The sequence below is a fragment of the Cohnella sp. GbtcB17 genome (genome assembly GCF_019091135.1).
GTDB lineage: Bacteria > Bacillota > Bacilli > Paenibacillales > Paenibacillaceae > Cohnella.
Map to the genome: position 1 here is coordinate 49,067 of NZ_JAGXJW010000042.1, position 22,656 is coordinate 71,722.

The window sequence follows — 22,656 nt, forward strand, 5'->3', positions numbered from 1 at the left end:
TAGCGGCTTTGCCGCATTTATCCCCTCTATTATACATGACGCCGGTAGGATAGCCAAAGGGTTCTGTGTCATATCCCGACTGGTAATTCACTTTAATTGGCACATTTTCGTCACTTTTCGAGCCGCGCGCGTCGAATCTTGGCCGTTAACCGCGGCACGACAAGCCGCCGGCCCCCGCGTCCTTTGCGGGACGGGAAACCGGCGGCTGCGCGGTCAATTCTTTTTAGTCGGCTTGCGGTGGCGGAACTCAAGCTCGCTCAGCACATCGTCCAGCGGAATATTCTCCTGGCGCAGCAGCACCATCAAATGGAAAATGAGATCGGCCGCTTCCGCGCGCGTCTCCGCCTTGTCGTGGTTTTTCGCGCCGATGATGACCTCCGCGGTCTCCTCGCCGATCTTTTTCAGAATCTTGTCCAGACCCTTGTCGAAAAGATACGTCGTGTAGGAGCCCTCGGGCCGCTCGGCATGGCGCTTCGCGATCGTCGATTCCAGCTCGGTGAGCGGCGCGAAGCGATCGGCTGCAGGCAGCGCTTCCTGCTGCAGCTCGCCGGACGCGTCGCGATAGAAGCAGCTGTAGCTGCCGGTGTGGCAGGCCGGGCCATTCGGGACAACCTGCACCAGCAGCGTGTCGCCGTCGCAATCGTAGCGCAGGGACACGACCTTCTGGGTATTGCCGCTCGTCGCGCCTTTGTGCCACAGTTCCTGCCGGGACCGGCTCCAAAATACCGTCTCCCCTTTTCCCAGCGTCAGGGCAAGAGACTCCTTGTTCATATAGGCCATCATCAGAACTTCCTTGCTGACCGCGTCCTGCACGATCGCGGGCACGAGTCCGTCCGCGTCCCATTTGATCAAATCCGCCAGCGTCTCGCTCATCTCACATTCACTCCTTGGCTCCGCAGGGCGTCCTTCACCTCGCGGATCGTCACTTCTTTATAGTGGAAAATGCTCGCGGCAAGCGCCGCGTCCGCGTGTCCCTGCGAGAAGGCGTCCGCGAAATGCGAGGCGTTGCCCGCGCCGCCCGAAGCGATGACGGGAATGCCGACGCTGTCGGATACGGCGCGCGTCAGCGCGTTGTCGAACCCGTCCTTCGTGCCGTCGGCGTCCATGCTCGTGAGCAGCAGTTCGCCTGCGCCGCGGCGCTCCGCTTCCTGTGCCCAGGCGACCGCCCGGATGCCCGTCGGATTGCGTCCGCCGTGCGTGAAGATCTCCCATTCGCCCCACTCGGCGTTGTACTTTGCGTCGATGGCGACGACGATGCACTGCGCCCCGAACACGCGCGAGCCGTCCGAGATCAGATCCGGATTGCGAATCGCCGCCGTGTTGATCCCGATCTTGTCGGCGCCGGCGCGCAACAGCCGCTTCATGTCCTCGACCGCGGAGATGCCGCCGCCCACCGTGAACGGAATCGTGATCTCGCCGGCCGTCCTCCGTACGACGTCGACCATCGTGGCGCGGCCTTCGACCGAAGCCGATATATCGAGGAACACCAGCTCGTCGGCGCCTTCGCGATCGTAGATCTCGGCCAGCTCGACCGGGTCCCCCGCGTCGCGCAGGTTGACGAAGTTGACGCCCTTGACGACCCGCCCGTCCTTCACGTCGAGGCAGGGAATGATCCGTTTTGCCAACATAAGCTTGCCTCCTTTGCCTGCTTGGATTGCTGAGGCAGCATTCCCTATGCCGCGATTCGCTGCCGTTGTGCGATACGATCGCACATCTCCCAACTATTACTTGTAAGCCGCGACCGCCTCGGACAGCGAGATGCTGCCGGTATAGAGCGCTTTGCCGACGATCGCGCCGCCGACGCCGTCCGCCGCGTGCTTCGACAGGTTCGCCAGATCCTCCGGCTTGCTGACGCCGCCCGACGCGATGACCGTACGGCCCGATACTTGCGCCAGGCGCACGATTGCCTCGACGTTCGGTCCGCCCATCATGCCGTCGCGGGAGATATCCGTGAAAATGAACGTCTCCGCGCCCTCGGCCGCCAGTTCCTTCGCCAGATCCTCCGCGCGCACCTGCGACGTCTCGAGCCAGCCTCGCGTTGCCACGAAGCCGTCCCGGGCGTCGATACCGATCGCCACTTTGCCGCCGTGCTTGGCCAGCACCTTCGAGACGAAGGCGCGGTCTTCGATCGCCGCCGTGCCCAGAATGACGCGGGACACGCCAAGCGACAGCAGCCGCTCCACGTCCGCCTCGGTCCGAAGGCCGCCGCCCACCTGTACGGGCACCTGCACGGCACGCGCGATCCGACCGATCAGCTCGTCATTGACCGGATGGCCTGCCTTGGCGCCGTCCAGATCGACGAGATGCACCCACTCGCCGCCCTGCGCTTCCCAATCCCTGGCCGCGGACACCGGATCGTCGTTGTACACCGTCTCGCGGTTATAGTCGCCCTGAACCAGACGGACGGCTTTGCCGCCGCGGATGTCAATGGCCGGGTAGATAATAAAATTGGACAAAGGGATGACCTCCAACTTGTTGACGTTCCTCAGTTCCTCACACTCGCAGGCCTCGCAAGTGCGCTGCCCGGATGCGGTAGAGTAACTTTTCGCCCTTACAGCGCCATTTCGAGCGTCCGCGGATACTGTAGAGTAACTTTTTGCCCTTACTGCACCATCACGAACACCCTCAGGTACTGTAAAGTAACTTTTTGCCCTTACAACGTCAATTCGAGCGCCGTTGTAAAGTAACATTCCACTCTTACTACGCCATGTCGAGCACCCTAAGATGCTGTAGAGTAACTTTTTGCCCTTACAGCCTCCGCACCAGCACTAGCACCCGCACCTACCTAAGCTGTCCCGCCTTCGGCCAACTCCACGAACCTCCGCAGCAGCGCCACGCCCAGTTCGCCGCTTTTCTCCGGGTGAAACTGCATGCCGCTCACGTTGTCCCGCCCGACGATCGCCGTCACCGGCTGATGGTAATCGGCCGTCGCCAGCAGGTCCTCGCGCCGCTCGGGCAGCGCATGGTACGAGTGCACGAAGTACACATGTCCCGGCGCCAGCCCCTCGAACAGCGGATGCGACGGCTGCTCGAAGCTCAGCTCGTTCCAGCCCATATGCGGGACCTTGTAGTCGCCCCGAAACCGCACGACCCGGCCCGGCAGCAAGCCCAGCCCTTCGTGCGTTCCGTGCTCCTCGCTCTCCGCGAACAGCAGCTGCATGCCCAGGCAGATGCCCAGCAGCGGCTGTCCCGCGGCCGCCGACTCGCGGACGACCGCGTCCAGCCCGGTCTCCCGCAGATTGCGCATCGCGTCGCCGAAAGCGCCAACGCCCGGCAGAATGACGCCGTCCGCCGCGAGAATCTCCTCGCGAGAAGATGTGACCCGCGCCTCTCGCCCGAGCCGCTCGACCGCCTTGCTCACGCTATGCAGGTTGCCCATGCCGTAGTCGACGATCGCGATCATCCTACAGCACTCCCTTCGTCGACGGCACGCCCTTCACGCGCGGGTCGATCTGCGTCGCTTCGTCCAGCGCGCGTCCCACCGCCTTGAACACCGCCTCGATCATATGGTGCGTATTTTTGCCGTAGTGGACGATGACATGCAGCGTGATCCGCGACTCGAGCGCCAGCTTCCACAGAAACTCGTGCACGAGCTCCGTGCTGAAGCTGCCCACCGTCTGCGACGGATACTCCGCGCGATACTCGAAGTGCGGACGGTTGCTCACGTCGACGACGACCTGCGCGAGCGCCTCGTCCATCGGCACGAACACGCTGGCGTAGCGCTTGATGCCGGCTTTGTCGCCGAGCGCTTCCCGCAGCGTCTGCCCGAGGCAGATGCCGATGTCTTCCACCGTGTGATGATCGTCGATGTCGACGTCCCCGCGCGCCTCCACCTTCAGGTCAAACTGGCCGTGCTTGGCGAACAGATCGAGCATATGGTTGAGAAAAGGAACGTCCGTCTCTAAGTTCACGTCGCCCGTGCCGTCAACGGCAAAAGCCAGTTTGATATCCGTTTCGTTCGTCTTGCGCGCGACTTCGGAGCTTCTAACCCCGGCCGAGATGTTGTTGTCCTGTGCCATCTTATTGATCTCCGCCTTCCTTGAAGCGAATTTCTACCGCTCTCGCATGTGCTTCCAAGCCTTCGTGCCGCGCAAGCGTCGCGATGCCCGCTGCATCCCGGCGCAGCGCCTCCCGGCTGTACCGGATCAGGCTCGACTTCTTGACGAAGTCGTCCACGTTCAGCGGCGAGGAGAACCTGGCCGTGCCGTTCGTCGGCAAAATATGGTTCGGTCCCGCGAAATAATCGCCGACCGGCTCCGAGCTGAACGGGCCGAGGAAAATCGCGCCCGCGTTCTCGATCCGCCCGAGCAGCTCGAGCGGGTCCTCGGTCATGATCTCCAGGTGCTCCGGCGCCAACTTGTTCACGACGTCGATCCCCTCCGCGAGATCGGCGACCGTCAGGATCGCGCCGTACTGCTCAAGCGACTTCTCGGCGATCTCGCGCCGCGGCAGCGTCGCCACCTGCCGCGCGAGCTCCGCCTCGACCTCGCGCGCGAGCCGCTCGGACGGCGTCACGAGCATGGCCGACGCCATCTCGTCGTGCTCCGCCTGCGACAGCAGGTCGGCGGCGACGAAGCGCGCATCCGCGCTCTCGTCCGCCAGCACGACGATCTCGCTCGGCCCGGCGATGCTGTCGATGTCGACGGCGCCGAACACGGCGCGCTTCGCCAGCGCCACATAGATGTTCCCCGGGCCGCAGATCTTGTCCACAGCCGGGATGCTCTCCGTACCGTACGCCAGCGCGGCTACGGCTTGGGCGCCGCCGACCCGGTACATCTCCGTGACGCCCGCCTCGGCGGCCGCCACGAGAATGTACGGGTCGATGCCTTCGCGGCCGCCGGTCGCCGGCGGCGTCACCATCGCGATCTGCGGCACGCCCGCGACCTTGGCGGGCAGCACGTTCATGAGCACCGACGACGGGTACGCCGCCTTGCCTCCGGGCACGTACAAGCCGACGCGGGCGAGCGGGCGCAGCGACATGCCCAGCATCGTGCCGTCCGGCTGTACGTCGATCCACGATTGGCGCTTCTGCTTTTCATGGAAGGCCGTCACGTTCGCCGCCGCGCGGCGCAGCGCGTCCAGAAATTCAGGCTCCACGCGCTCGTACGCGGACTGGATCTCCGCCTCCGTCACGCGCAATTGCGACGCGTCCAGCCGCACGCGGTCGAATGCCTCGGTGTACCGCAGCAGCGCGGCATCGCCCTCGGAACGGACCGCCGATACGATCTCTGCGACCGCCGCGTTTTGCTCCGGCGAGCCGTAATCGCTCTCCCGCTCCAGCTTGAAGCCGCTCGCTGGTCCTTTGTACATGCCGACTCCTCCTGCCCTTAATGAATTCATCCTTGCCTGTTCGCCAGTCGAACTCGAGGCTTAAGCCTTCGCCGCCAACGTATCTGACAGCCTGTCGCACAGCGACTGGATGGCCGCGTTCTGCATCCGGTAGCTGACGCGGTTCGCGATCAGCCGGCTCGTCACCTGGAACAGCGTCTCCATCTCGACCAGTCCGTTCTCCTCGAGCGTTTTGCCCGTTTCGACCATATCCACGATCCGGTCGGCCAGGCCGATGAGCGGCGCCAGCTCGATCGAGCCGTTCAGCTTGATGACCTCCACCTGCTGGCCGCGTTCGCGGAAATACTGGGACGCCACCCGCGGATACTTCGTCGCCACGCGCGGATGGATGACCGGCTCCCAGTCCGGCAGCCCGATGACCGACATCCGGCATCTGGCGATGCCCAGATCGAGCAGCTCGTAGACGTCTTTGTTCTCCTCCATCAGCACGTCCTTGCCGACGATGCCGATGTCCGCGACGCCGTATTCAACGTAGGTCGGCACATCGACCGGCTTGGCCATAATAAACTCCATATTGGCTTCCGGCACCGGAATGATGAGCCGGCGGGAGTCGTCGAAGTCCTCGGGGATCGGGAGCCCCGCCTGCCGGAACAGCTTGCTCGCCTGCTTGTAGATGCGCCCTTTGGGCATCGCGACCTTCAATACCGCGCCGCCGTCCGTCATCGCGGATCCCCTCCCTTCTCGTCGAACGTGAACACCTGATCGTAAATGGCACCTTTATATTCGTAGCTTCCCGCCTTCGCTTCCGGCGAAGCGAGAGCGTCACCCGCTCCTGCGTTCAGCCCGTCGCCGATCTGCGCGATGCCTTCGGTCACGACCGCGAGCCCCTCCGCCCGCAAGCCCGCCGCCTTCTCCAGCGCTTCACGTCTGCGTCCCGGCGTGTAGCGGATCAGCGCGCGCGTAGGCTCTTCCTGGCCGACTTCGGCGACCTCGAGCATGCGCGTCGTCTTGAGCGCGAAGCCCGTAGCGGGCGCGGGCCTGCCGAACTGCGCGAGCAGGTTGTCGTACCGTCCGCCGCTGCACACCGGGAATCCGAGCTGCGACGCATAGCCCTCGAACGTCATGCCCGTATAATAGGAAATATCTCCGATCATCGTCAGGTCGATCAGCACATGATCCTGAACGCCGTAGGCGCCCAGCACGTCCCACATCTCGCACAGATGGCGGATCGCCTCGCGCGCGCCTTCGCTCACGCGAAGCTCCAACGCCCGCTCACAAATCTCCTGACCGCCGCGCAGCCGCAGCAAGCCCTCCAGCTCGCGATGCACCGATTCCTCGAGCCGCAGCTCGCCAAGCACCGTCCGGTAACCGACATAATCGCGCTGCAGCAGGCACTCCTTCAGCCGCTCCTGCGCTTCCGCGCGTCCCGGCAGCGTATCGCCGAACAGGCCGTTCAGGAAGCCGACGTGGCCGACCGCGATCTTGAACGAAGGCACGCCCGCCGCCTTCAGCGAAGCGATAGCCAGTGCGATCACCTCCGCATCGGCCTCCGGAGACGGATCGCCGATCAATTCGACGCCGGTCTGGAAAAACTCCGCTTCGCGTCCCGCTTCTTCTTCGAAGGCGCGAAAGACGTTCGCATGATAGCTGAGCCGTAGGGGAAACGGATGGTCCTTGAGCAGCGACGAGGCGACGCGCGCGATCGGCGCCGTGACATCGGAGCGGAGCACGATCGTCGTCCCCCGCTGATTGAGCAGCTTAAACAGCTTCTGATCCGACGTAGCGCTCGCTACCCCTACCGTATCGTAATATTCGATCGTAGGCGTCAGAATTTGCTCGTAGCCCCAGCCTCTCATGCACGTCAACACCTCATGCTCGATACGTCGCAGCTTTGCGACCGCATGAGGCAGATAGTCCTTCACGCCGATCGGCTTTTCGAAGCCTTTGGGTTTGGACACGGAAAACACCTCGCTATATTGAGGCGGTCAAAGCCGCCAATAATACTTCCAGTAATGCTTTACTGCGTTAAAGCGATACCATGTTACCATACTGCCAAAGTAAAGATTACTGATCACTTTATCACGAACGCCCGCCAGCGTCAAGCTGAAGGACTTACTCTGGCATCTTCCGTCGACAGAAAAAAAAGAACCGCCGGCCGGCCCGATGCCAGCCCCGGTTCATGCCGATCCAGACGCCTCCTGCCTCTGCCTCAGGACAGCCTCTCCCCACTGCCTTCGGAAGCGCCGCCGCTTCCGAGTTCGCGCAGCGGATTGCCGCCGACTCTGGCGTGAGCCGGCACGTCCCGATGCACGACCGATCCGGCCGCGATGACGGCATGATCGCCGATCGTTACGCCGGGCAGGATCGTCACGTTGGCGCCGATCATCACATGCGAGCCGATGACGATATCGCCGAGCCGATACTCTTTAATCAGGTATTCGTGCGTCAGCAGCGTAGAGTTGTAGCCGACGATGCAGTTGTCTCCGATCGTGATCCGCTCGGGAAAGAAGACGTCCACCATAACCATCAGCGCAAACGATGTCTCCTTGCCCACCTTCATGCCCAGCACGCGCCGGTAGATCCAATTTTTCACCGAGAGCTCCGGGCAGTAGCGAGCGATCTGGATAAAGACGAAGTTGCGGACCGCCTTCAGCCTGGATACCGTACGGTACACCTGCCATAACGCGTTGGGGCCTTCGACCGGGTACCGCTCGACTTTCCGCAAGGCTTATCCCTCCAACCCGCTAAGCCGCAGCAGCTCGCGCATATCGTGAATGATGCGGTGCGCGCCCGCCTCCCGCAGCGGCGCCTCTCCCTTCAGCGACCAGGAAACGCCAACGGCGAACGCGCCGGCTGCCAGCGCCGAACCGATGTCGACCGTGCTGTCGCCGACCATGATCGCCCGATCCGGCGCGACGCCGAGCGCGCGCAACGCCTTTTGCACCGGCTCCGGATGCGGCTTGGCATGCTCGACATCGTCCAGCGTCACGATCGTATCCATATATTCGTACAGCCCCAGCAGCTTGAGCGCCCGCTCCGTCGTCAGCCGCATCTTCGTCGTGACGATGCCCAGCTTGAGACCGCCTTGCTTCAGCTGCGGCACGACCTCAAGCACGCCCGGGAACAGCGACACCATATCGTCGTGATGCTTGAAGTTGTACTCTCGATAGCCTGCGATCAGATCGTCGACCTGTTCGCGCCCGGAAAACTGCTGCAGCTGCGAGAGCAGCGTCTGTCCCATGATCGGGATGATGTGCTCACGTCCGAATTCGGGCGGGACGATCCCTTGCAGGCAATATAAAAAAGACTGGATGATCAGTTCGTTCGTATCGACGATCGTGCCGTCGAGATCGAACAGGACCGCTTCAATCGCGGTCCCGGTCTTGCCCTCTGTCCGATGGTGACTCATCTGCAGGCTTCCTCTCTTCTTCCGTATCGGCCGGGGCCCGAGCCGCGTCCGGCACGGTCTCTTCGACCGGACGGACGGCAGCGGCAGGCGCTTCGACGATGGCTGCACCGGCCGCATTTTCTTCGAACGTCTTGCTTCTCACGAGCGGATCCAAATATCGCGTTCTGTCGGGATTCATCGCCCGGCGCACGATAATGGCCACGATGCTCGCGATGACGAGAAGCAAGGCAAGCAGCTGCGAGCTGCGAACGTTGCCGTACGAGGGATCGAGGTACCCCTGCTCCCCGAAAATCCAATGCATCGGCGTCCACAGACCGTTGATCAGCGAGGCGAGCCAGTCCGGTCCCTTGAAAGCAAGGCTATCCGTGCGCAGCGCCTCGATAAAGAAGCGGCCGATCGAATACCAGATCAAGTAAGAGAACAGGATCTCTCCTACGCGTACGAACTTCTGGCGGCGCAAAATGAACAAAATAACGAGGCCGATCAGGCTCCACAGCGACTCGTACAAAAAGGTCGGATGGTGGTAAGCGGCCGCCCCCGTCGCCGGGTCGACGACATACATCTGCCTGACGATAAAGGCCGGCAGGTGAAGTTGGTTGCTCAAATATGTACCCGTGACTTCTCCGCCGTAGGCCTCTTGATTGACGAAGTTGCCCCAGCGTCCGATCATCTGTCCCGCCAGCAGCGACGGGGCGCAAATATCGACGAGGCGCATGAACGTATAGCCCTTGCTGCGGAAGTAGAAAAATCCACACACGAAGGCGCCGATCAACGCACCGTAAATCGCAATGCCTCCGTTCCAGATCTGCACGATCTCGCCCGGATGCTTGCTGTAGTAGTCCCATTTAAACAGGACGTAGTACAACCTGGCGCCGACGATGGCCGAAGGCACGCCGTACAGCATCAGGTCGAGGAAGAAGTCGGCCGACAGGCCGAAGCGCTTGCCTTCCCAGATGGCGAGGAGCAAGCCGACGAGGGCGCCCGTACCTAGTATAAGCCCGTACCAGTGCACGGGAATCGGGCCGAGGTGAAAAGCAATCGATTCGAGCCGCATGGGCAGCAACATGAGTATCCTCCGTCTCTAACGCGATCGACCGAGAGGCCGCTGGCGCGGTTTATTCGTTGTCTTCGTCGGCGATCGCTTCGGTGAGCTTGTTGGTGAACTGCAGGGCGGCGTTGTAGCCCATCCGCTTCAGGCGGAAGTTCATGGCCGCCACCTCCAGAATGACCGCCAGGTTGCGGCCCGGGCGAACGGGAACGGTCACGAGCGGCACGTCCGTGTCGATGATCCGCGTCGTCTCCTCGTCCAGTCCGAGCCGGTCGTATTGCTTGTCCTGCTGCCAGTTCTCGAGCTTGATGACCAGCCCGATCTGCTTGGAGTTCCGCACGGCGCCCGCTCCGAACAGCGTCATGACGTTCAAAATACCGAGCCCCCGAATCTCCAGCAGGTGCTGGATCAGCTCCGGCGCGCTTCCGTACAGGTAGTTGTCCGCCGTCTGCCGGATCTCCACGGCGTCATCGGCGACGAGACGATGCCCCCGCTTGACCAGTTCGAGCGCCGTCTCGCTCTTGCCGATGCCGCTGCCGCCGGTGATGAGCATCCCCATGCCGTAGACGTCCACGAGCACGCCGTGAATCGTCGTCGTGGGCGCCAGCTTCTTTTCCAGGAAGTTGGTGATTCGGCTAAGCAGTGTCGTCGTCGCGGTCGTCGAACGAAGCACCGGGAAGTGGCGCTCCTCGGCCACCTGGATCAGCTCGTCGGGCGCATCGAGACCGCGCGTGATGATGATGCACGGCGTCTCCTCGGCACAAATCTGCCGCATGCGCTCCAGCCGTTCGTCGGCGGTCAGCTTCTCGAGAAAAGCCAGCTCCGTCTTGCCCAGAATCTGCGTCCGCTCCGCCGGGTAATAATCGTAATAACCGGCCATCTCCAAGCCGGGCCGGTTCAAGTCGTCCGTCACGATCGTTCGCCGCATGCCTTCCGAGCCGGCGACGACCTCGAGTTGAAATTGCTGCACGAGCTCGGATACCTTTACTTTTTTAGCCATCGTACAGCTCCCTTCAACGCTCTGTTCATCTTCATCATCGTATCGAAAAAAGGCTCGGAAATCAATGTAAACCGCGTCTTAGCGGGCAGTCCGAGACCCGGAATGCGCATAACGGCAAGCCCGGGCATGCAAAAGCCAGCGCTCTCGAAGAGAGGCTGGCCCGGTCTGGTCTATTCGGCCTTCAGTACCCAATCGCCGATGGCGAAGTCCTTTTTTGCGATCTTTTCCTCGACCAGGAAGTTTTTCGTCCCCTCGAGCAGCGCGAGACCTTCGTCTGTGAACGCCGTCTCCTTGATGTCTTCAATCGGGCTCAGCTTCTTGACGTTCTCGACCGTCGTCTTCTGAATGCCCGCGATAAATTCGTAATATTCGTCCGGATGCTGCTTCAAGTCGGCCAGCGCCTTCTCGCGCGCGGCGTTCCATACTTTCGGGAAATCCGGGAACTTCTCGAGGAAGGCCTCCGAGACGACCGTCGCGCTCGTGCCGAGAAGCTCGGGATGATCGGACGAAACGTCCAGCTGCGGATAACCGTTCGCAAGCGACGTCAGCGCGTTGACGCCCGTATTGGTCATCGCGTCCACGCTGCCGTTCGCAAGCGCCGCCTGTGCGTCGGGAATCAGCATGTGCACCAGTTTATAATCGGTGACGCCCGCATCCTTGAGCAGCCCCACGACGTAGCGGTGCATGAAGGAGCCTTTCTGGATCGCGATCGTCTTGCCCTTCAGATCCTGCAGCGTCTGGGGACCGTTCTTCTTGGCGATGAGGTAGCCGATCGTTCGGGTGCCCGGCTGCGCAATGAGGCGCGTCTTCGCGCCCCCCGCCCGCGCGATGATCGCCGGCGTGTCGCCGAGGCTGCCGAAGTCCAGGCGCCCGCTGATAAGGGATTCCGTCTGGTCCGGACCGTTCGGGAAGCCCGCGAGCTTCACTTCTTTAACACCGTATTTCTTTAATTCCTCTTGGATGATGCCTTTGTAAAAGCCCCAGCCTTCCGCGCCCGTCGTCTGGTTCTGATCGTTCAGGCCGATGTAGCCGTAATTGACGACCTCCGGCACATGCCGCTCCGGCTCCGCGCTGGCAGCCGAAGCCGCCTCCGGCGATGCAGACGCTGCCGTTGGCGATGGTGACGCTGCCGCCGAAGAAGCGCCTTCCGCCTCGCTCTTGTTCCCGCAGCCCTGCAGCGCCAGCATGAGCGCCGAAACCGTCGCCAGCAGCGCGAGCGTCCAACGCCTGCGGCCGCCCCCCTTAATCCATCTCTGTCTCGGTTTCATCTCCGATAGCTCCTCCCTAGAATCCCGCTCTCCTGGACAACTGGTACATGAATTGATGCTTGGCGACCGGGACGCGCCCCTTGCCCCAGCCCACTTTCTCCCGGTATCCGCCAAGCAGCCCCTGGCGTTCGAGCTCCTCCTCGGCGACGCCCATCACGCCCTCCGAATCGGGCGATACATACAGCGCGTCGACCGGGCAATACAACTCGCACATGAAGCAGGTCTGGCAGTCGTCCTGCCGCGCGATGACAGGGATGCCGTCCTCGCCGCGGACGAACACGTTCGTCGGGCAGACGGAGACGCATTGATTGCACGATACGCAGCGGGATTGGCTGACAATCTCGATCATACCGACACACGCTCCTTCGCCACTTCTTCTTTCTTGACCCACACTTGGTCGAGGCCCCCGCTGATGAGGCGGTGATGCTGGCCGGCGTCTCCGGTCGGGAAGTCTTCGCGCTTGTGCATGCCGCGCGTCTCCGTACGGGCCAGCGCCGAATGGTACATCCACCGGGCCGTCGCCGTCATCGCGGCGGTCTCGCGCGCCTTCACGCCTTCGGCCGTCCGGCCGACGCCCGCTTCGCGCTGGCGCCGCCACAGATCGTCGAGCCTGACGAGCGAGTCGCCCAGCCCCTTCTCCGTGCGGAACAAATTGCGGTCGTACGGCTTCACTTCGTCCTGCACGGCGCGCACGTATTCGTCCGTACGCGCCGCCGCGCCCGCTTCCTGGCGATCTCGCAGCGATTGTGAGGAGAGTCCTCTCAGCTCGCGCGAGCCCGCGGCCTCGCCAAGCTTAAGCGCATAGGCTGCCGCGCCTTCGCCGGCGAACGAGCCCGAGGACATCGCACAAGCCGCGTTATGGCTGCCCGTGAAGCCGCCGCAGATCAGCTCGCGCGTCGCGGCATCGCCTGCCGCGTAAAGGCCGGGAGCGCTTGTCGCGCATGTGTCGTCGATGACGCGGATGCCGCCCGTGCCGCGGACCGTCCCCTCCAGCCGCAGCGTGACCGGGAACAAATCCTTGAACGGGTCGATCCCCCTGCGGTCGAACGGCAAGAAAAAATTCGTCTGCGCCACGCGCAGCAGCGGTTTCAAATCTTCCGGCGCCTGGTCGAGCCTCGCATACACCTGCTTGCCCTGCAGCAGATTGCGCGCGATGACCGAACGGCCCTTTTTCGAGCCTGCGCCCTCGACGACCGTCCCATCCTCGTAGTAGAAGCTGGCGTAGCTGTAGTACGCCGTCTTCGTGACTGAGGAGAACGTCGGGCAGATCGCGTAGGCGTTCGAGAACTCCATCCCCGACAGATCCGCGCCAGCCTCCGCGGCGAACAAATAGCCGTCTCCCGTGAGCACGTTGCAGCCGAGCGCGCGGCCCAGGAAGGCGCACCCGCCGGTGGCGATGACCACGGCGCCCGCCCGGATCTCCCAAGTCTCGCCGGTCTGCGTGTTCACGCCGGCCGCGCCCCCGACGCCGTGTTCGTCGGCAAGCAGCTCGAGCACCGGGCTGTGATCCAAAATTTTGACGCCCGCGCGCTGCACCAGCTTTCTCATGAGCCGCATGTATTCCGGTCCTTGCAGCCCCCGCTTGTACGGATTGCCGTTTTCGTCGACGGGAAACGGATAGCCGAGATTGCCCAGCTTGTTCATATTTTCGAACGTGCGGTCGAGCACGCGGTCCATCCAGCGGTGCTCCGCCAATTGGCCGCCCATCGCGTAACGGCTGGCTTTGGCTTCTTCGCGCTTCTCCCGGTCCGGCTCAACGTACCAGACGCCCGTGCCCGACGGCGCGGTGGCGCCGCTCGAGCCGCAGTATCCCTTGTCCACCAGCGTCACCTTCGCGCCCTTCGAAGCCGCCGATATGGCCGCCCACGTTCCCGCGGGTCCGCCGCCGATGACCAGTACGTCCGTGATTCGTTCCACCGAAGCTCTTGCCGCCGTGTTCGTCATTATTATTCCTCCCAGGGGTTGTTTGTTGTTTAGCTTTAGCCCTTGTAGCCGTCCTGCCACTTCAGCGCCCGGCGTTCGATCGCTTTGACGGCCGAATCCAGCAGCTTGCCCACGATCGCGAAGATCAGGATGCCGACGAAAATGACTGCCGGTTGACCGTTCTGCTTCGCTTCGTTGATCAGGAACCCGATGCCCGACGTCGAGCCGATCAGCTCCGCCACCACCAGCCCGATCCAGGAGACGGCGAGCGAGGTGCGAAGGCCGAGCAGCATTTGCGGCGTCGCGGACGGCAGAATCAGCCGCGAGACTCTTTTCGATCGACTGAAGCCGAGCGTACGCGATACCTCGAACAGCTTGTTGTCCACCTGCCGAATGCCCAGGAAGACGTTGACATACATCGGAAAAAACGAACCCGCGGCGATAATGACCACTTTGGAAACTTCACCGAAGCCGAACCACAAAATGATCAGCGGCGCGATCGCCAGATGCGGCACGAGCCGCAGTACCTGCGCACTCGGATCGATGACGTACTCGGCCCGCCGGAACAATCCCGTCAACACGCCGAGCGCCAGTCCCAACCCGCCGCCGAATACGAATCCGATGCCGGCCCGGCGAATGCTGTCCCCCAGGTGCTGGAGCAGTCCGCCGTTCGCCGCCAAGTCTGCAAATGCCGCCGCGATCGCGGCCGGCGTCGGCAGAAACTCCGGCGAGATCCACCCCAGGCTGCCGGCCAGCTGCCAGACGGCGATCGCCGCGACCGGCAAGAGCCAGCCGGCGGCGACATCCGCCAGCGCGGCGCGTACTTTTCCCGACGAGCTCCGCGTCCGCATCTCCCTGGTCCTGCCTGCCGGCGCCGTCCAGGCCTCGACTCTCTCGCCCATCTCTCTCGCCTCCTTTATCCCCTAAAGGTGTCTTTCCAGCCTGCGACTCTGCGCTCCAGCAGCCGCACGACCGCATCCGATACGAGCCCGGCGACCGCGAAGACGAGGATGCCGACAAACACAACCGGCGTGTCCGCGAACTGGCGGGCGTCCGATATCATGTAGCCGATACCCGACGTCGAAGCGATCAGCTCGGCGACGACGAGGCCCAGCCAAGCCAGCCCGAGCGACAGCCTGACGCCGAGTAGAATGTTAGGCAGTGCAGCGGGGATAACCAGCCGCACGATTTGTTTGACCCGGCTGAAGCCAAGGACGCGGCTCACCTCGAACAGCTTGTTGTCCACATGCCGAATGCCGATGAACGTATTGATATAGAGCGGGAAAAACGCGGCTTTGGCGATCAGCAGCACCTTCGACTCTTCCCCGATGCCGAACCATAGAATAAAAAGCGGAACGACGGCGAGGCTTGGAATCATCCGGATCATCTGGAATGTCGGATCCAGCAGCTTTTCCGATTTTCGGAACAAACCGACGAGAATGCCGAACGCCAACCCGAGTCCCCCGCCAAGCAAAAATCCGGATATAGCCCGAACGGCGCTGATTCGGAAGTTCGCCCACAAGTCTCCCGAAGCTGCCAAATCGGCGAACGAACCCGCTATGACCGTCGGCGCGGGAAACATCAGCTCCGACAGATACCCCCACTCGGCTAACACTTGCCAGACGGCTATCACGGTCGCCGGCAGCAATAGACCGAGACCGATCTGCGTTCGTCTTCCGGGCGCTCCCGCCGCTTGCGGGTCCGCTATACGACTGCTCATCAACGCTCCCTCCCTGCCTCTTCAACCGAAAAATGGTTTTCCTTTGTTGCCCAGATTATAAACACATCAATTCCTAGCTGTAAAATAGGAATTATCTATCGATGCATACATTGACACCGGAAACGCTAGGGTGTTACGGTTATCTTATTATTCTTATCGACTTTGTGGTTTATATCTTACTTCGCACAAGGAGGCGGATGCGGTGGGGCATTTGTCGCTGGAAATCAAGCAGCTTAGCAAGCAATTCGTCGGGGTCAAGGGGACGGTGACGGCACTCCGGAATGTCGATCTGAATGTAGACGAAGGGGAGTTTATTACGATCATCGGCCCGAGCGGATGCGGCAAAAGCCCCTTGCTCCGAATTGACGCGGGACTCGATACGCAGTATGCCGGGCATGCCCGCCTGCATGGCGCGCCGATCGTCAAACCCGGCATCGATAAAGGCTTTATTTTTCAAGAGCACCGTCTGTTCCCATGGCTAACCGTAGAGAAGAACATCGCATCCGATTTGTCCCTGAACGATCGAGAGGTCCGCCGGAAGGTCGACGACTTGATCGAGCTTGTGCGGCTCAAGGGCTTCGAGAAGGCCTACCCGCGCGAACTGTCCGGCGGCATGGCCCAGCGGGTCTCGATCGCTCGCGCCCTGCTCAGGCAGCCTCGCATCTTGCTGCTTGACGAACCCTTCGGCGCTTTGGACGCCTTCACGCGGGCGCATATGCAGGAGGTGCTGCTCGACGTCTGGCGCAACAACAAGACGACGATGATCTTCGTCACCCACGACATCGACGAAGCGATCTTTCTGGCCGATCGCGTCGTCATTTTGAAGCCGCGGCCCGGCGAGATCAGCGCGATCGTCCCCGTCGGGCTCGCCCATCCGCGCAAAAAGGCGAGTCCCGATTTTCAGGCGCTCCGCCTGAAGGTGCTTAGCCAATTCGAATCGGGCGAGGAATTCCAGTTCGCGGACGGCGCGGGGATCTGAAGCGGCAAAAAAGAAGCCTGGCGGCCTAACCCTGATGGGTTGGGAAGCCAGGCTTCTTGATTATTATCGATAATAGCCGCTAATTAAACTTCAAGAATGTTGAGCTCGGTGTCCTTGTCGAAGATATGAATTTTGTTCATATCGATCGCCAGCTTGACGTTTTGGCCTTCTTGCAGTTGGGAACGGCCGTCGACGCGCGCGATGACGTTGTCCTTGCCCAGTCCGTTCAGGTACAGGAACATTTCGTGACCGAGGTTTTCGGAAACTTCGATGCTCGCGCTGATGACGGAGTTCGGGGACGCTTCGATGAATACAGGCTCTTCGTGCAGATCTTCAGGACGAATGCCCATGATGATCTCGCGACCGATGTAGCCCTTGTCGCGAAGCACTTGTGCTTTGCCGGCAGGGATAGCCACGTTGATGCCCGTCGCCTTAATGCGAACGGCGCCGCCTTCTTCGGACAGTTGGCCTGTGATGAAGTTCATCGCCGGAGCGCCGATGAAGCCTGCTACGAACAGGTTGACCGGGTGGTTATAAAGCTCATCCGGCGTAGCGGCTTGTTGAATAAAGCCGTCCTTCATAACTACGATACGGTCGCCCATCGTCATGGCTTCCGTCTGGTCGTGTGTTACGTAGATGCAAGTCGTCTCAAGACGCTTCATCAGCTTGGAGATGTTCGCCCGCATCTGCGTACGCAGCTTGGCGTCGAGGTTCGACAGCGGTTCGTCCATCAGGAACACTTGCGGTTCGCGGACGATGGCGCGGCCCAGGGCGACACGTTGACGCTGACCGCCGGAGAGCGCCTTCGGCTTGCGGTCGAGCAAGTGCTCGATCTCAAGCGTACGAGCGGCTTCGCGAACGCGACGGTCGATCTCGTCCTTGCGGAACTTGCGGAGCTTCAGACCAAATGCCATGTTCTGATATACGTTCATGTGCGGGTACAGCGCGTAGGACTGGAATACCATCGCGATATCGCGGTCCTTCGGTGCAACGTCGTTCACGACGCGGTCGCCGATGTACAGCTTGCCTTCGGAGATTTCTTCGAGGCCTGCGATCATACGCAGCGTCGTCGATTTGCCGCAGCCGGACGGGCCGACCAGCACGAGGAATTCTTTGTCTGCAATGTCGAGATTAAAGTCGGTTACCGATGCCTTGTCGGAACCCGGATATTTTTTGTATACATGCTCCAAACGTACGCCTGCCATTGGAAAGTTCCCCCTAACTCTTCGTTTAAGGTACGTTCTTATCTTACCTTAGACCGTGACGACTGACTATGCACAATCCGTACAAAAAATTCATTTCCTTTTCGTAACTTTGTACAATAGCATCAGCAGACGCACCAATATGGCATCGTTGAAGGAGCGGACGTCCAAGCCTGCTTCCTGCTTAAGCTTGTCCAACCTGTAGAGGAGCGTGTTGCGGTGGATGAACAGGCGCTTCGCGGTCTCGCTCACATTGCAGTCCATCGCAAAAAAGGCATCCAGCGTCGATACCGTCTCCGGGTCCGTGAACAAGTCCTGGCGGCCGGACATCTCGTCCATAAATCTGGAACGTACAGGTTCGGGGATGCCGCTCAGCAGCCGCTCCAGGTGAACGAGCCATGGCATATGCACATGCATGCCCACGTGGAATTTGCGTCCCAGGTTGACGGTCTCGCGCAGCGTCGCGACGGCGTATACCAGGCTCTCCGTCGGAATGATCGGCTCACCGACCGCGACATGGCAGTCCCCGCCCCACTCCTCGGTAATCATCTGATGCAGGCCAGTCGCCAAGGAGACGAGCGCTTCCTTCGTCTCGCCGCGTTCGATCATGTCGCCGTCGTTCGTTTCGACCTCCGCGAGCAGCCGGTCCGTACCGAGAATCAGCCACTCCCTCTCCCTTAGAGGGATGAGCAGCATGTCGTCCGACAAATAGGAGCGGAGCACCTTCTCCAATTCCATATAAGAGGGCTCGCGGTTTTCCGCCTGTTCGCTCATCAGCAAAAACGGAATCATGCCGTCGAACAGCCGATGGTGAAGCTCGAACCGCTCCGAGATTTCCGCGCGCCACTCGCCCGCGTCGATCGACTGCTGCAGCCAATCGCCAAGCTTGCGGGCTTGCCGCTCCATTTCCGATGCGCTGGCGCTGCCCGACTTTGACATCGAGCCTTGCTTGGCCAGCCAGATCAGCAGTTCTTTTTCCAGCAAGGTTAACTCCGCTTGCAGGTGCAGCACCTGCACCTGATGGTTATCCGCCTTCGTCACGAGCATGAACCCTTGCTCCAGCTCCAAGTGATCCCCGGGCTCCGGGAGCTTGGCGCCTCCCGCCTTTACCCACTCCGATTTGGACATGGCGTCGATTTCGACAGAACCGTTAATCATTTGCTGCAACTGTTGAAGTCTCGTATTGTTCATCCTGCGAGCCCCTTGTTTGCCTGGCGTTTAGCCACATTGTACCACATCGGCTCGCTGCCCGGCCAAGTGCGCAGGCTCAGCGGGAGCGGAGCAGCAGAAGCAGGACGACCGACAGAAGCGCGAATACCGCGGCGATCAAATAGAGAAAAGAGACGGTCTGTACTTGAGACAGTCCCCATTTCATCAAGCTGTGGTGCGTGTGCAAATTGTCTGCGCGGTGCAGCCCCTTTCCTTTTAAAATGCGTCTAACGAATACGATGGCCGTATCGAGAATGGGCACGCCCAGCGCCAACAAAGGCACGAGCAGCGAGAGGAAGGTAGCGCTCTTTAAAGTACCGTCCATAGCAATGACCGCCAGGGTGTAGCCGAGAAAGGTCGCGCCGGCATCTCCCATGAAGATTCTTGCCGGATAGAAGTTATAAGCCAAAAATGCGATGCACGCTCCCGCAATGGACAGCGAAGCGATGGCGGTAGATCCTTGTCCGCCGAGCAGCGCTGCGACGAACAGCGTCAACGAGGAAATGGCGCCGATGCCCGATGCCAGGCCGTCGACGCCGTCGATGAAGTTCATCATATTAATGAGCGCGAACACCCAGAGCATGGAGAAGAACAGGCTCCATCCGTCGTTGAACAGGATCATGGAGCCCGCGGTCGGCGCGGAAATCCCTTGGATGACAATCCCGCCGGCATAGGGAATATAGGCAACGAGCGTATACAGGACAAGCCGCGGCCAGACCGGAAAATCCCGCCCCGACGACTTGAACGCATCGTCCGCCAATCCGATAAGCACGAGCAGCGCGCCGCCTCCCGCAATGGTCCAGAACAGCGACTTTTCCTGCATGAAGATGGCGCATGAAGCGATTACGCCAATATAGATGGCCAGCCCCCCGCTCAGCGGAACGGGCAGGCGATGAATTTTCCGTCCGTTCGGCCTGTCTACAAAGCCGATGCGAAGCGCGATCGCGCGCACGATCGGCACTGCAAGCATGACAAGCGCAAAAGACAGAGCGGGGATGAGAAAGTAGGCCATGGCGGCGCCTCCGGAAGATGTGGTTCCGTTTACTTTCTCCCCATCTTCGCCCGGTCATTCGTTATTCCGACAGCATCTTGGCCATTTCCTTCATCGTTTCTCTCACGGTAATATTGTCGTAGTTATAATACTTCGAGGTATCGAGCAGATGAACGTTTCCTTCCTGCACCGCAGGCAGCCCTTTCCAGATGGGTGTGTCCGCAATACTCTTGTACTCCGCCTGATCCTCGTCCGCTTCGGATACGATCAGCAGGATGTGATCGCCCGCGTATTCCGGAAGCTTTTCCAACGAGATCTCGACTGCATTCGTCCACGGGGGCGACTTGGCGATTTCTGCCGACACAGCGTCCGGAGCAGGAGCGTCAAGCGCGCTTCGCAGCGCATAGCCGCCGAAGTTCGTGCTCAGATAGATGCGCAGTCTGCCCTTTTGAATACGGAATATCGTGACCGTCTCGTCTCCGAGCGCCTCCCGGATCTGCTTTCTGGCTGCATCCCTGTCTGTTTCGTATTCGGCGATCCATTCCTTGGCTTTGTCCTGTTTGTTCAGCGCGTCCGCGACGGTCAACAAGCCATGATAAATCGGATCCTCGAAGGCAATATAGACGACAGGAGCAATCTTCTCAAGCTGTTGAACGGCTTCCGGGTAAATCTGGGGGATAAATGTCGACATCAAGATCAGATCGGGCTGAAGCGCCAGCATTTTCTCGGCATCCGGCGGATCGCCTATGTTAAGGACGCCCTCCAGTGCTTTACCGGTAAAAGCATTTTTAAGATCGTTCGGGCCGATACCGACCGGCGTCACGCCTACCGTCAGCGCTTCGGCCGAAAACTCGGAAGCGATCACTCGCTGAGGATTCGCAGGAATCGTCACCTTTCTTCCCAAGTCATCCGTAAAAAGGCGCGTTCCGGCTTCTCGATTGCCGTCTTCCGCCGGGGTCGATGCTGAGGCCGACGCTGATACCGACGCCGATGGAGTAGGCTGCGATTCGCCGCTCGCCGAACTGCTTGTAGCAGAATTGTTCCCATTGCCACAACCGGCGACGATGAGGCTGAGAAGCAAAACAAACCAAAGTCCTTTGCTGATTTTGTTCAAATGCAATGACCTTATCAACTGCATGACATCCCCTCGTTGATATTGATTATTATTATCATTTAAAGTATAAGCATTTCCTCCCTGCTTGACTATGTACGTATATGCCAAATGGAATGGACAATTATGTCCCTTTCCATTCCTTTTGCTCCGCAGCGAAGCGTGCAATTTCTTCGGACTGACGTAGAATGGAGATCGGATCGGCTGCAAGCCAGCGATGAACGTCGAGCTCGTGAACATGTCCTAGCCGTACTGCAGGCAGCGAGCGCCATAATGCGGATTGGCTGATCGACGCCCACCGTTCCCGGCTCGCCTCGTCGTGCTGCACGACGACAAACAGATGCTCCGCCTCGTAAGCGGATAAGTCCTCAAGATCAATTACAGTTGAATGATAACGGTCGGTAATGTCAAATTGTCGCTGCAGCTTGTACGGGGGCTTTAAATCAAGCGTTTTGTAAAAGGCGTAGCCGATCACGGTATTACCGTATACTTGCAGCACATCCGCTCGTATCCGTAAGATGAGTACGGGACGCTCGGCAAAATACGCGTTGGCGACCGCTCTTAACGTCGCCAGACGCCCCTCATACCCCGCTATCCACGATGTCGCTCGCGATTCAAGCTCCAACGCCTGTCCCAAGGCGGGGAACTGACTGTAGATCGGATCTTCGTCGATCGGCACGACGACGACACGCGCGACCGCCGACAGAGCCGCCGCATGCCGCCGTTCGTGTGTGACGATCCAGTCCGGCCGCCAAGCGGCTATCCGGCCGATATCCGCATCATCGCCGTTCCAGCGCACATCCTCCGCGTAAGCAGGCCAATCCGCCAAGTACCCGGCCAATCCTTCCGCTCGCCCGTCGATGGCTACGGGCGTTATGCCAAGCGCACGCAAATGACCGTAGTATTCCAAAGCCGCCACTCTCGGTCCAGCCTCTCTTGCACGCTCAGACGGAGACCTACCGGTTGCTTGCTTGAAGCGCCTGCTGAAGTAAAAGGGATCGTCAAACCCCGTACGCAAGGCGACTTCTTTGACGGTGAGCGGCGTTTCCTGAAGCAATTTTTGCGCCCTTGCTATTCGCAAGTCCGTCAAATATTCCGTCGGCGTTCGTCCGGTCATTTTTTTAAACGATTTGGAATACTGCTCGGGGTTCATCTCCGCTATCGCCGCCAGTTCTTCACGCGTCATCCGCTCGCGCAGGTGCGTTCCCATGTATGTAATCGAGCGCGCAATTCGTTGTTGCATCGTTTCGATCATCGGCCGTTGGCTCCTTCGAGATCGTTGCTTCGAGATCCGAGTCTGATCATAACAAAACCGTCAGGATCAGCTGCCCTGACGGTCCTTGAACCTGTCGCTTAACATATTAAAAAAACAGACGTCATCACGTCTGCTTCGATTGAAAAATGGTGAGCCATGAAGGGCTCGAACCTTCGACACCCTGATTAAAAGTCAGGTGCTCTACCAACTGTGCTAATGGCTCGGGTAAACTGGGGGAGGCTGATGGTGTCG

23 protein-coding genes and 1 tRNA gene are annotated in these 22,656 nt (G+C 60.5%); 1 reads left to right on the forward strand and 23 read right to left on the reverse strand.

Going from position 1 to position 22,656, the window contains the following annotated elements; genetic code table 11:
* Positions 1 to 213: 213 nt before the first annotated feature.
* From hisIE to KVT38_RS22015, 17 genes are all read right to left on the reverse strand, one after another.
* A complete protein-coding gene (hisIE, locus tag KVT38_RS21935) occupies positions 214 to 873 on the reverse strand; it encodes a bifunctional phosphoribosyl-AMP cyclohydrolase/phosphoribosyl-ATP diphosphatase HisIE (RefSeq protein WP_217595879.1) in 660 nt (219 codons plus the stop codon).
* Positions 870 to 1,628 carry an imidazole glycerol phosphate synthase subunit HisF gene (gene hisF / locus KVT38_RS21940; RefSeq protein ID WP_090117086.1) on the reverse strand — a complete coding sequence of 253 codons (759 nt, stop codon included), beginning with the start codon at positions 1,626 to 1,628 and terminating at the stop codon, positions 870 to 872. The genes hisIE and hisF overlap by 4 nt, the downstream gene beginning before the upstream one ends.
* Before the next feature lie 96 nt (positions 1,629 to 1,724).
* Positions 1,725 to 2,456 (reverse strand): 1-(5-phosphoribosyl)-5-[(5-phosphoribosylamino)methylideneamino]imidazole-4-carboxamide isomerase, encoded by a 732-nt coding sequence (hisA, locus tag KVT38_RS21945; RefSeq protein ID WP_217595880.1) that lies wholly within the window; start codon positions 2,454 to 2,456, stop codon positions 1,725 to 1,727.
* Positions 2,457 to 2,785: 329 nt separating this feature from the next.
* A complete protein-coding gene (gene hisH / locus KVT38_RS21950) occupies positions 2,786 to 3,403 on the reverse strand; it encodes an imidazole glycerol phosphate synthase subunit HisH (RefSeq protein WP_217595881.1) in 618 nt (205 codons plus the stop codon).
* Between the two features lies 1 nt (position 3,404).
* Entirely contained in the window at positions 3,405 to 4,019 is a 615-nt protein-coding gene (hisB, locus tag KVT38_RS21955) for an imidazoleglycerol-phosphate dehydratase HisB (RefSeq protein ID WP_217595882.1), read from the reverse strand.
* A 1-nt stretch (position 4,020) separates the two neighbouring features.
* Positions 4,021 to 5,310 carry a histidinol dehydrogenase gene (gene hisD, locus KVT38_RS21960; RefSeq protein ID WP_217595883.1) on the reverse strand — a complete coding sequence of 430 codons (1,290 nt, stop codon included), beginning with the start codon at positions 5,308 to 5,310 and terminating at the stop codon, positions 4,021 to 4,023.
* 60 nt (positions 5,311 to 5,370) lie between these two features.
* The gene (gene hisG / locus KVT38_RS21965; protein ID WP_217595884.1) at positions 5,371 to 6,012 is read right to left on the reverse strand and encodes an ATP phosphoribosyltransferase; all 642 of its coding nucleotides are present in this window, start codon (positions 6,010 to 6,012) and stop codon (positions 5,371 to 5,373) included.
* Positions 6,009 to 7,247: an ATP phosphoribosyltransferase regulatory subunit gene (locus KVT38_RS21970; protein ID WP_217595885.1), complete on the reverse strand. Its 1,239-nt coding sequence runs from the start codon at positions 7,245 to 7,247 to the stop codon at positions 6,009 to 6,011. The genes hisG and KVT38_RS21970 overlap by 4 nt, the downstream gene beginning before the upstream one ends.
* Before the next feature lie 251 nt (positions 7,248 to 7,498).
* Positions 7,499 to 8,014 carry an acyltransferase gene (locus KVT38_RS21975; protein ID WP_217595886.1) on the reverse strand — a complete coding sequence of 172 codons (516 nt, stop codon included), beginning with the start codon at positions 8,012 to 8,014 and terminating at the stop codon, positions 7,499 to 7,501.
* Positions 8,015 to 8,017: 3 nt separating this feature from the next.
* Complete coding sequence (ppaX, locus tag KVT38_RS21980) at positions 8,018 to 8,698, reverse strand: pyrophosphatase PpaX (RefSeq protein ID WP_217595887.1); 681 nt, start codon at positions 8,696 to 8,698, stop codon at positions 8,018 to 8,020.
* The gene (lgt, locus tag KVT38_RS21985) at positions 8,655 to 9,764 is read right to left on the reverse strand and encodes a prolipoprotein diacylglyceryl transferase (RefSeq protein ID WP_217595888.1); all 1,110 of its coding nucleotides are present in this window, start codon (positions 9,762 to 9,764) and stop codon (positions 8,655 to 8,657) included. The genes ppaX and lgt overlap by 44 nt, the downstream gene beginning before the upstream one ends.
* Before the next feature lie 49 nt (positions 9,765 to 9,813).
* A complete protein-coding gene (gene hprK / locus KVT38_RS21990; protein WP_217595889.1) occupies positions 9,814 to 10,746 on the reverse strand; it encodes an HPr(Ser) kinase/phosphatase in 933 nt (310 codons plus the stop codon).
* Between the two features lie 170 nt (positions 10,747 to 10,916).
* Positions 10,917 to 12,014, reverse strand: a complete 1,098-nt coding sequence (locus tag KVT38_RS21995; RefSeq protein WP_254639437.1) for an ABC transporter substrate-binding protein — start codon at positions 12,012 to 12,014, stop codon at positions 10,917 to 10,919.
* Between the two features lie 16 nt (positions 12,015 to 12,030).
* Entirely contained in the window at positions 12,031 to 12,363 is a 333-nt protein-coding gene (locus KVT38_RS22000) for a 4Fe-4S dicluster domain-containing protein (protein WP_217595890.1), read from the reverse strand.
* Positions 12,360 to 13,958: an FAD-dependent oxidoreductase gene (locus KVT38_RS22005; RefSeq protein ID WP_217595891.1), complete on the reverse strand. Its 1,599-nt coding sequence runs from the start codon at positions 13,956 to 13,958 to the stop codon at positions 12,360 to 12,362. Before KVT38_RS22005 ends, KVT38_RS22000 begins: the two co-directional genes overlap by 4 nt.
* Positions 13,959 to 13,993: 35 nt before the next feature.
* Positions 13,994 to 14,839, reverse strand: coding sequence for an ABC transporter permease (locus KVT38_RS22010; protein WP_217595892.1), 846 nt, complete (start codon positions 14,837 to 14,839; stop codon positions 13,994 to 13,996).
* 14 nt (positions 14,840 to 14,853) lie between these two features.
* Positions 14,854 to 15,657 carry an ABC transporter permease gene (locus KVT38_RS22015; RefSeq protein WP_217595893.1) on the reverse strand — a complete coding sequence of 268 codons (804 nt, stop codon included), beginning with the start codon at positions 15,655 to 15,657 and terminating at the stop codon, positions 14,854 to 14,856.
* A 202-nt stretch (positions 15,658 to 15,859) separates the two neighbouring features.
* Here KVT38_RS22015 and KVT38_RS22020 point away from each other — a divergent pair, with 202 nt between their 5' ends.
* Positions 15,860 to 16,636 (forward strand): ABC transporter ATP-binding protein, encoded by a 777-nt coding sequence (locus KVT38_RS22020; protein ID WP_217595894.1) that lies wholly within the window; start codon positions 15,860 to 15,862, stop codon positions 16,634 to 16,636.
* An 83-nt stretch (positions 16,637 to 16,719) separates the two neighbouring features.
* Here KVT38_RS22020 and KVT38_RS22025 read toward each other — a convergent pair whose 3' ends face one another.
* The 6 genes from KVT38_RS22025 to KVT38_RS22050 all read right to left on the reverse strand — a co-directional run bounded on the left by KVT38_RS22025 (position 16,720) and on the right by KVT38_RS22050 (position 22,627).
* The gene (locus KVT38_RS22025) at positions 16,720 to 17,841 is read right to left on the reverse strand and encodes an ABC transporter ATP-binding protein (protein WP_217595895.1); all 1,122 of its coding nucleotides are present in this window, start codon (positions 17,839 to 17,841) and stop codon (positions 16,720 to 16,722) included.
* Between the two features lie 90 nt (positions 17,842 to 17,931).
* Positions 17,932 to 19,029, reverse strand: a complete 1,098-nt coding sequence (locus KVT38_RS22030; protein ID WP_217595896.1) for a PucR family transcriptional regulator — start codon at positions 19,027 to 19,029, stop codon at positions 17,932 to 17,934.
* 76 nt (positions 19,030 to 19,105) lie between these two features.
* Positions 19,106 to 20,059 (reverse strand): MraY family glycosyltransferase, encoded by a 954-nt coding sequence (locus KVT38_RS22035; protein WP_217595897.1) that lies wholly within the window; start codon positions 20,057 to 20,059, stop codon positions 19,106 to 19,108.
* Positions 20,060 to 20,120: 61 nt separating this feature from the next.
* Positions 20,121 to 20,930 carry an ABC transporter substrate-binding protein gene (locus tag KVT38_RS35590; protein WP_368859148.1) on the reverse strand — a complete coding sequence of 270 codons (810 nt, stop codon included), beginning with the start codon at positions 20,928 to 20,930 and terminating at the stop codon, positions 20,121 to 20,123.
* Positions 20,931 to 21,273: 343 nt separating this feature from the next.
* On the reverse strand, positions 21,274 to 22,404 hold the full coding sequence (locus KVT38_RS22045) for an AraC family transcriptional regulator (protein WP_217595898.1): 1,131 nt from the start codon (positions 22,402 to 22,404) through the stop codon (positions 21,274 to 21,276).
* Positions 22,405 to 22,551: 147 nt separating this feature from the next.
* A tRNA-Lys gene (locus KVT38_RS22050) sits at positions 22,552 to 22,627 on the reverse strand.
* Between the last annotated feature and the right edge of the window lie 29 nt (positions 22,628 to 22,656).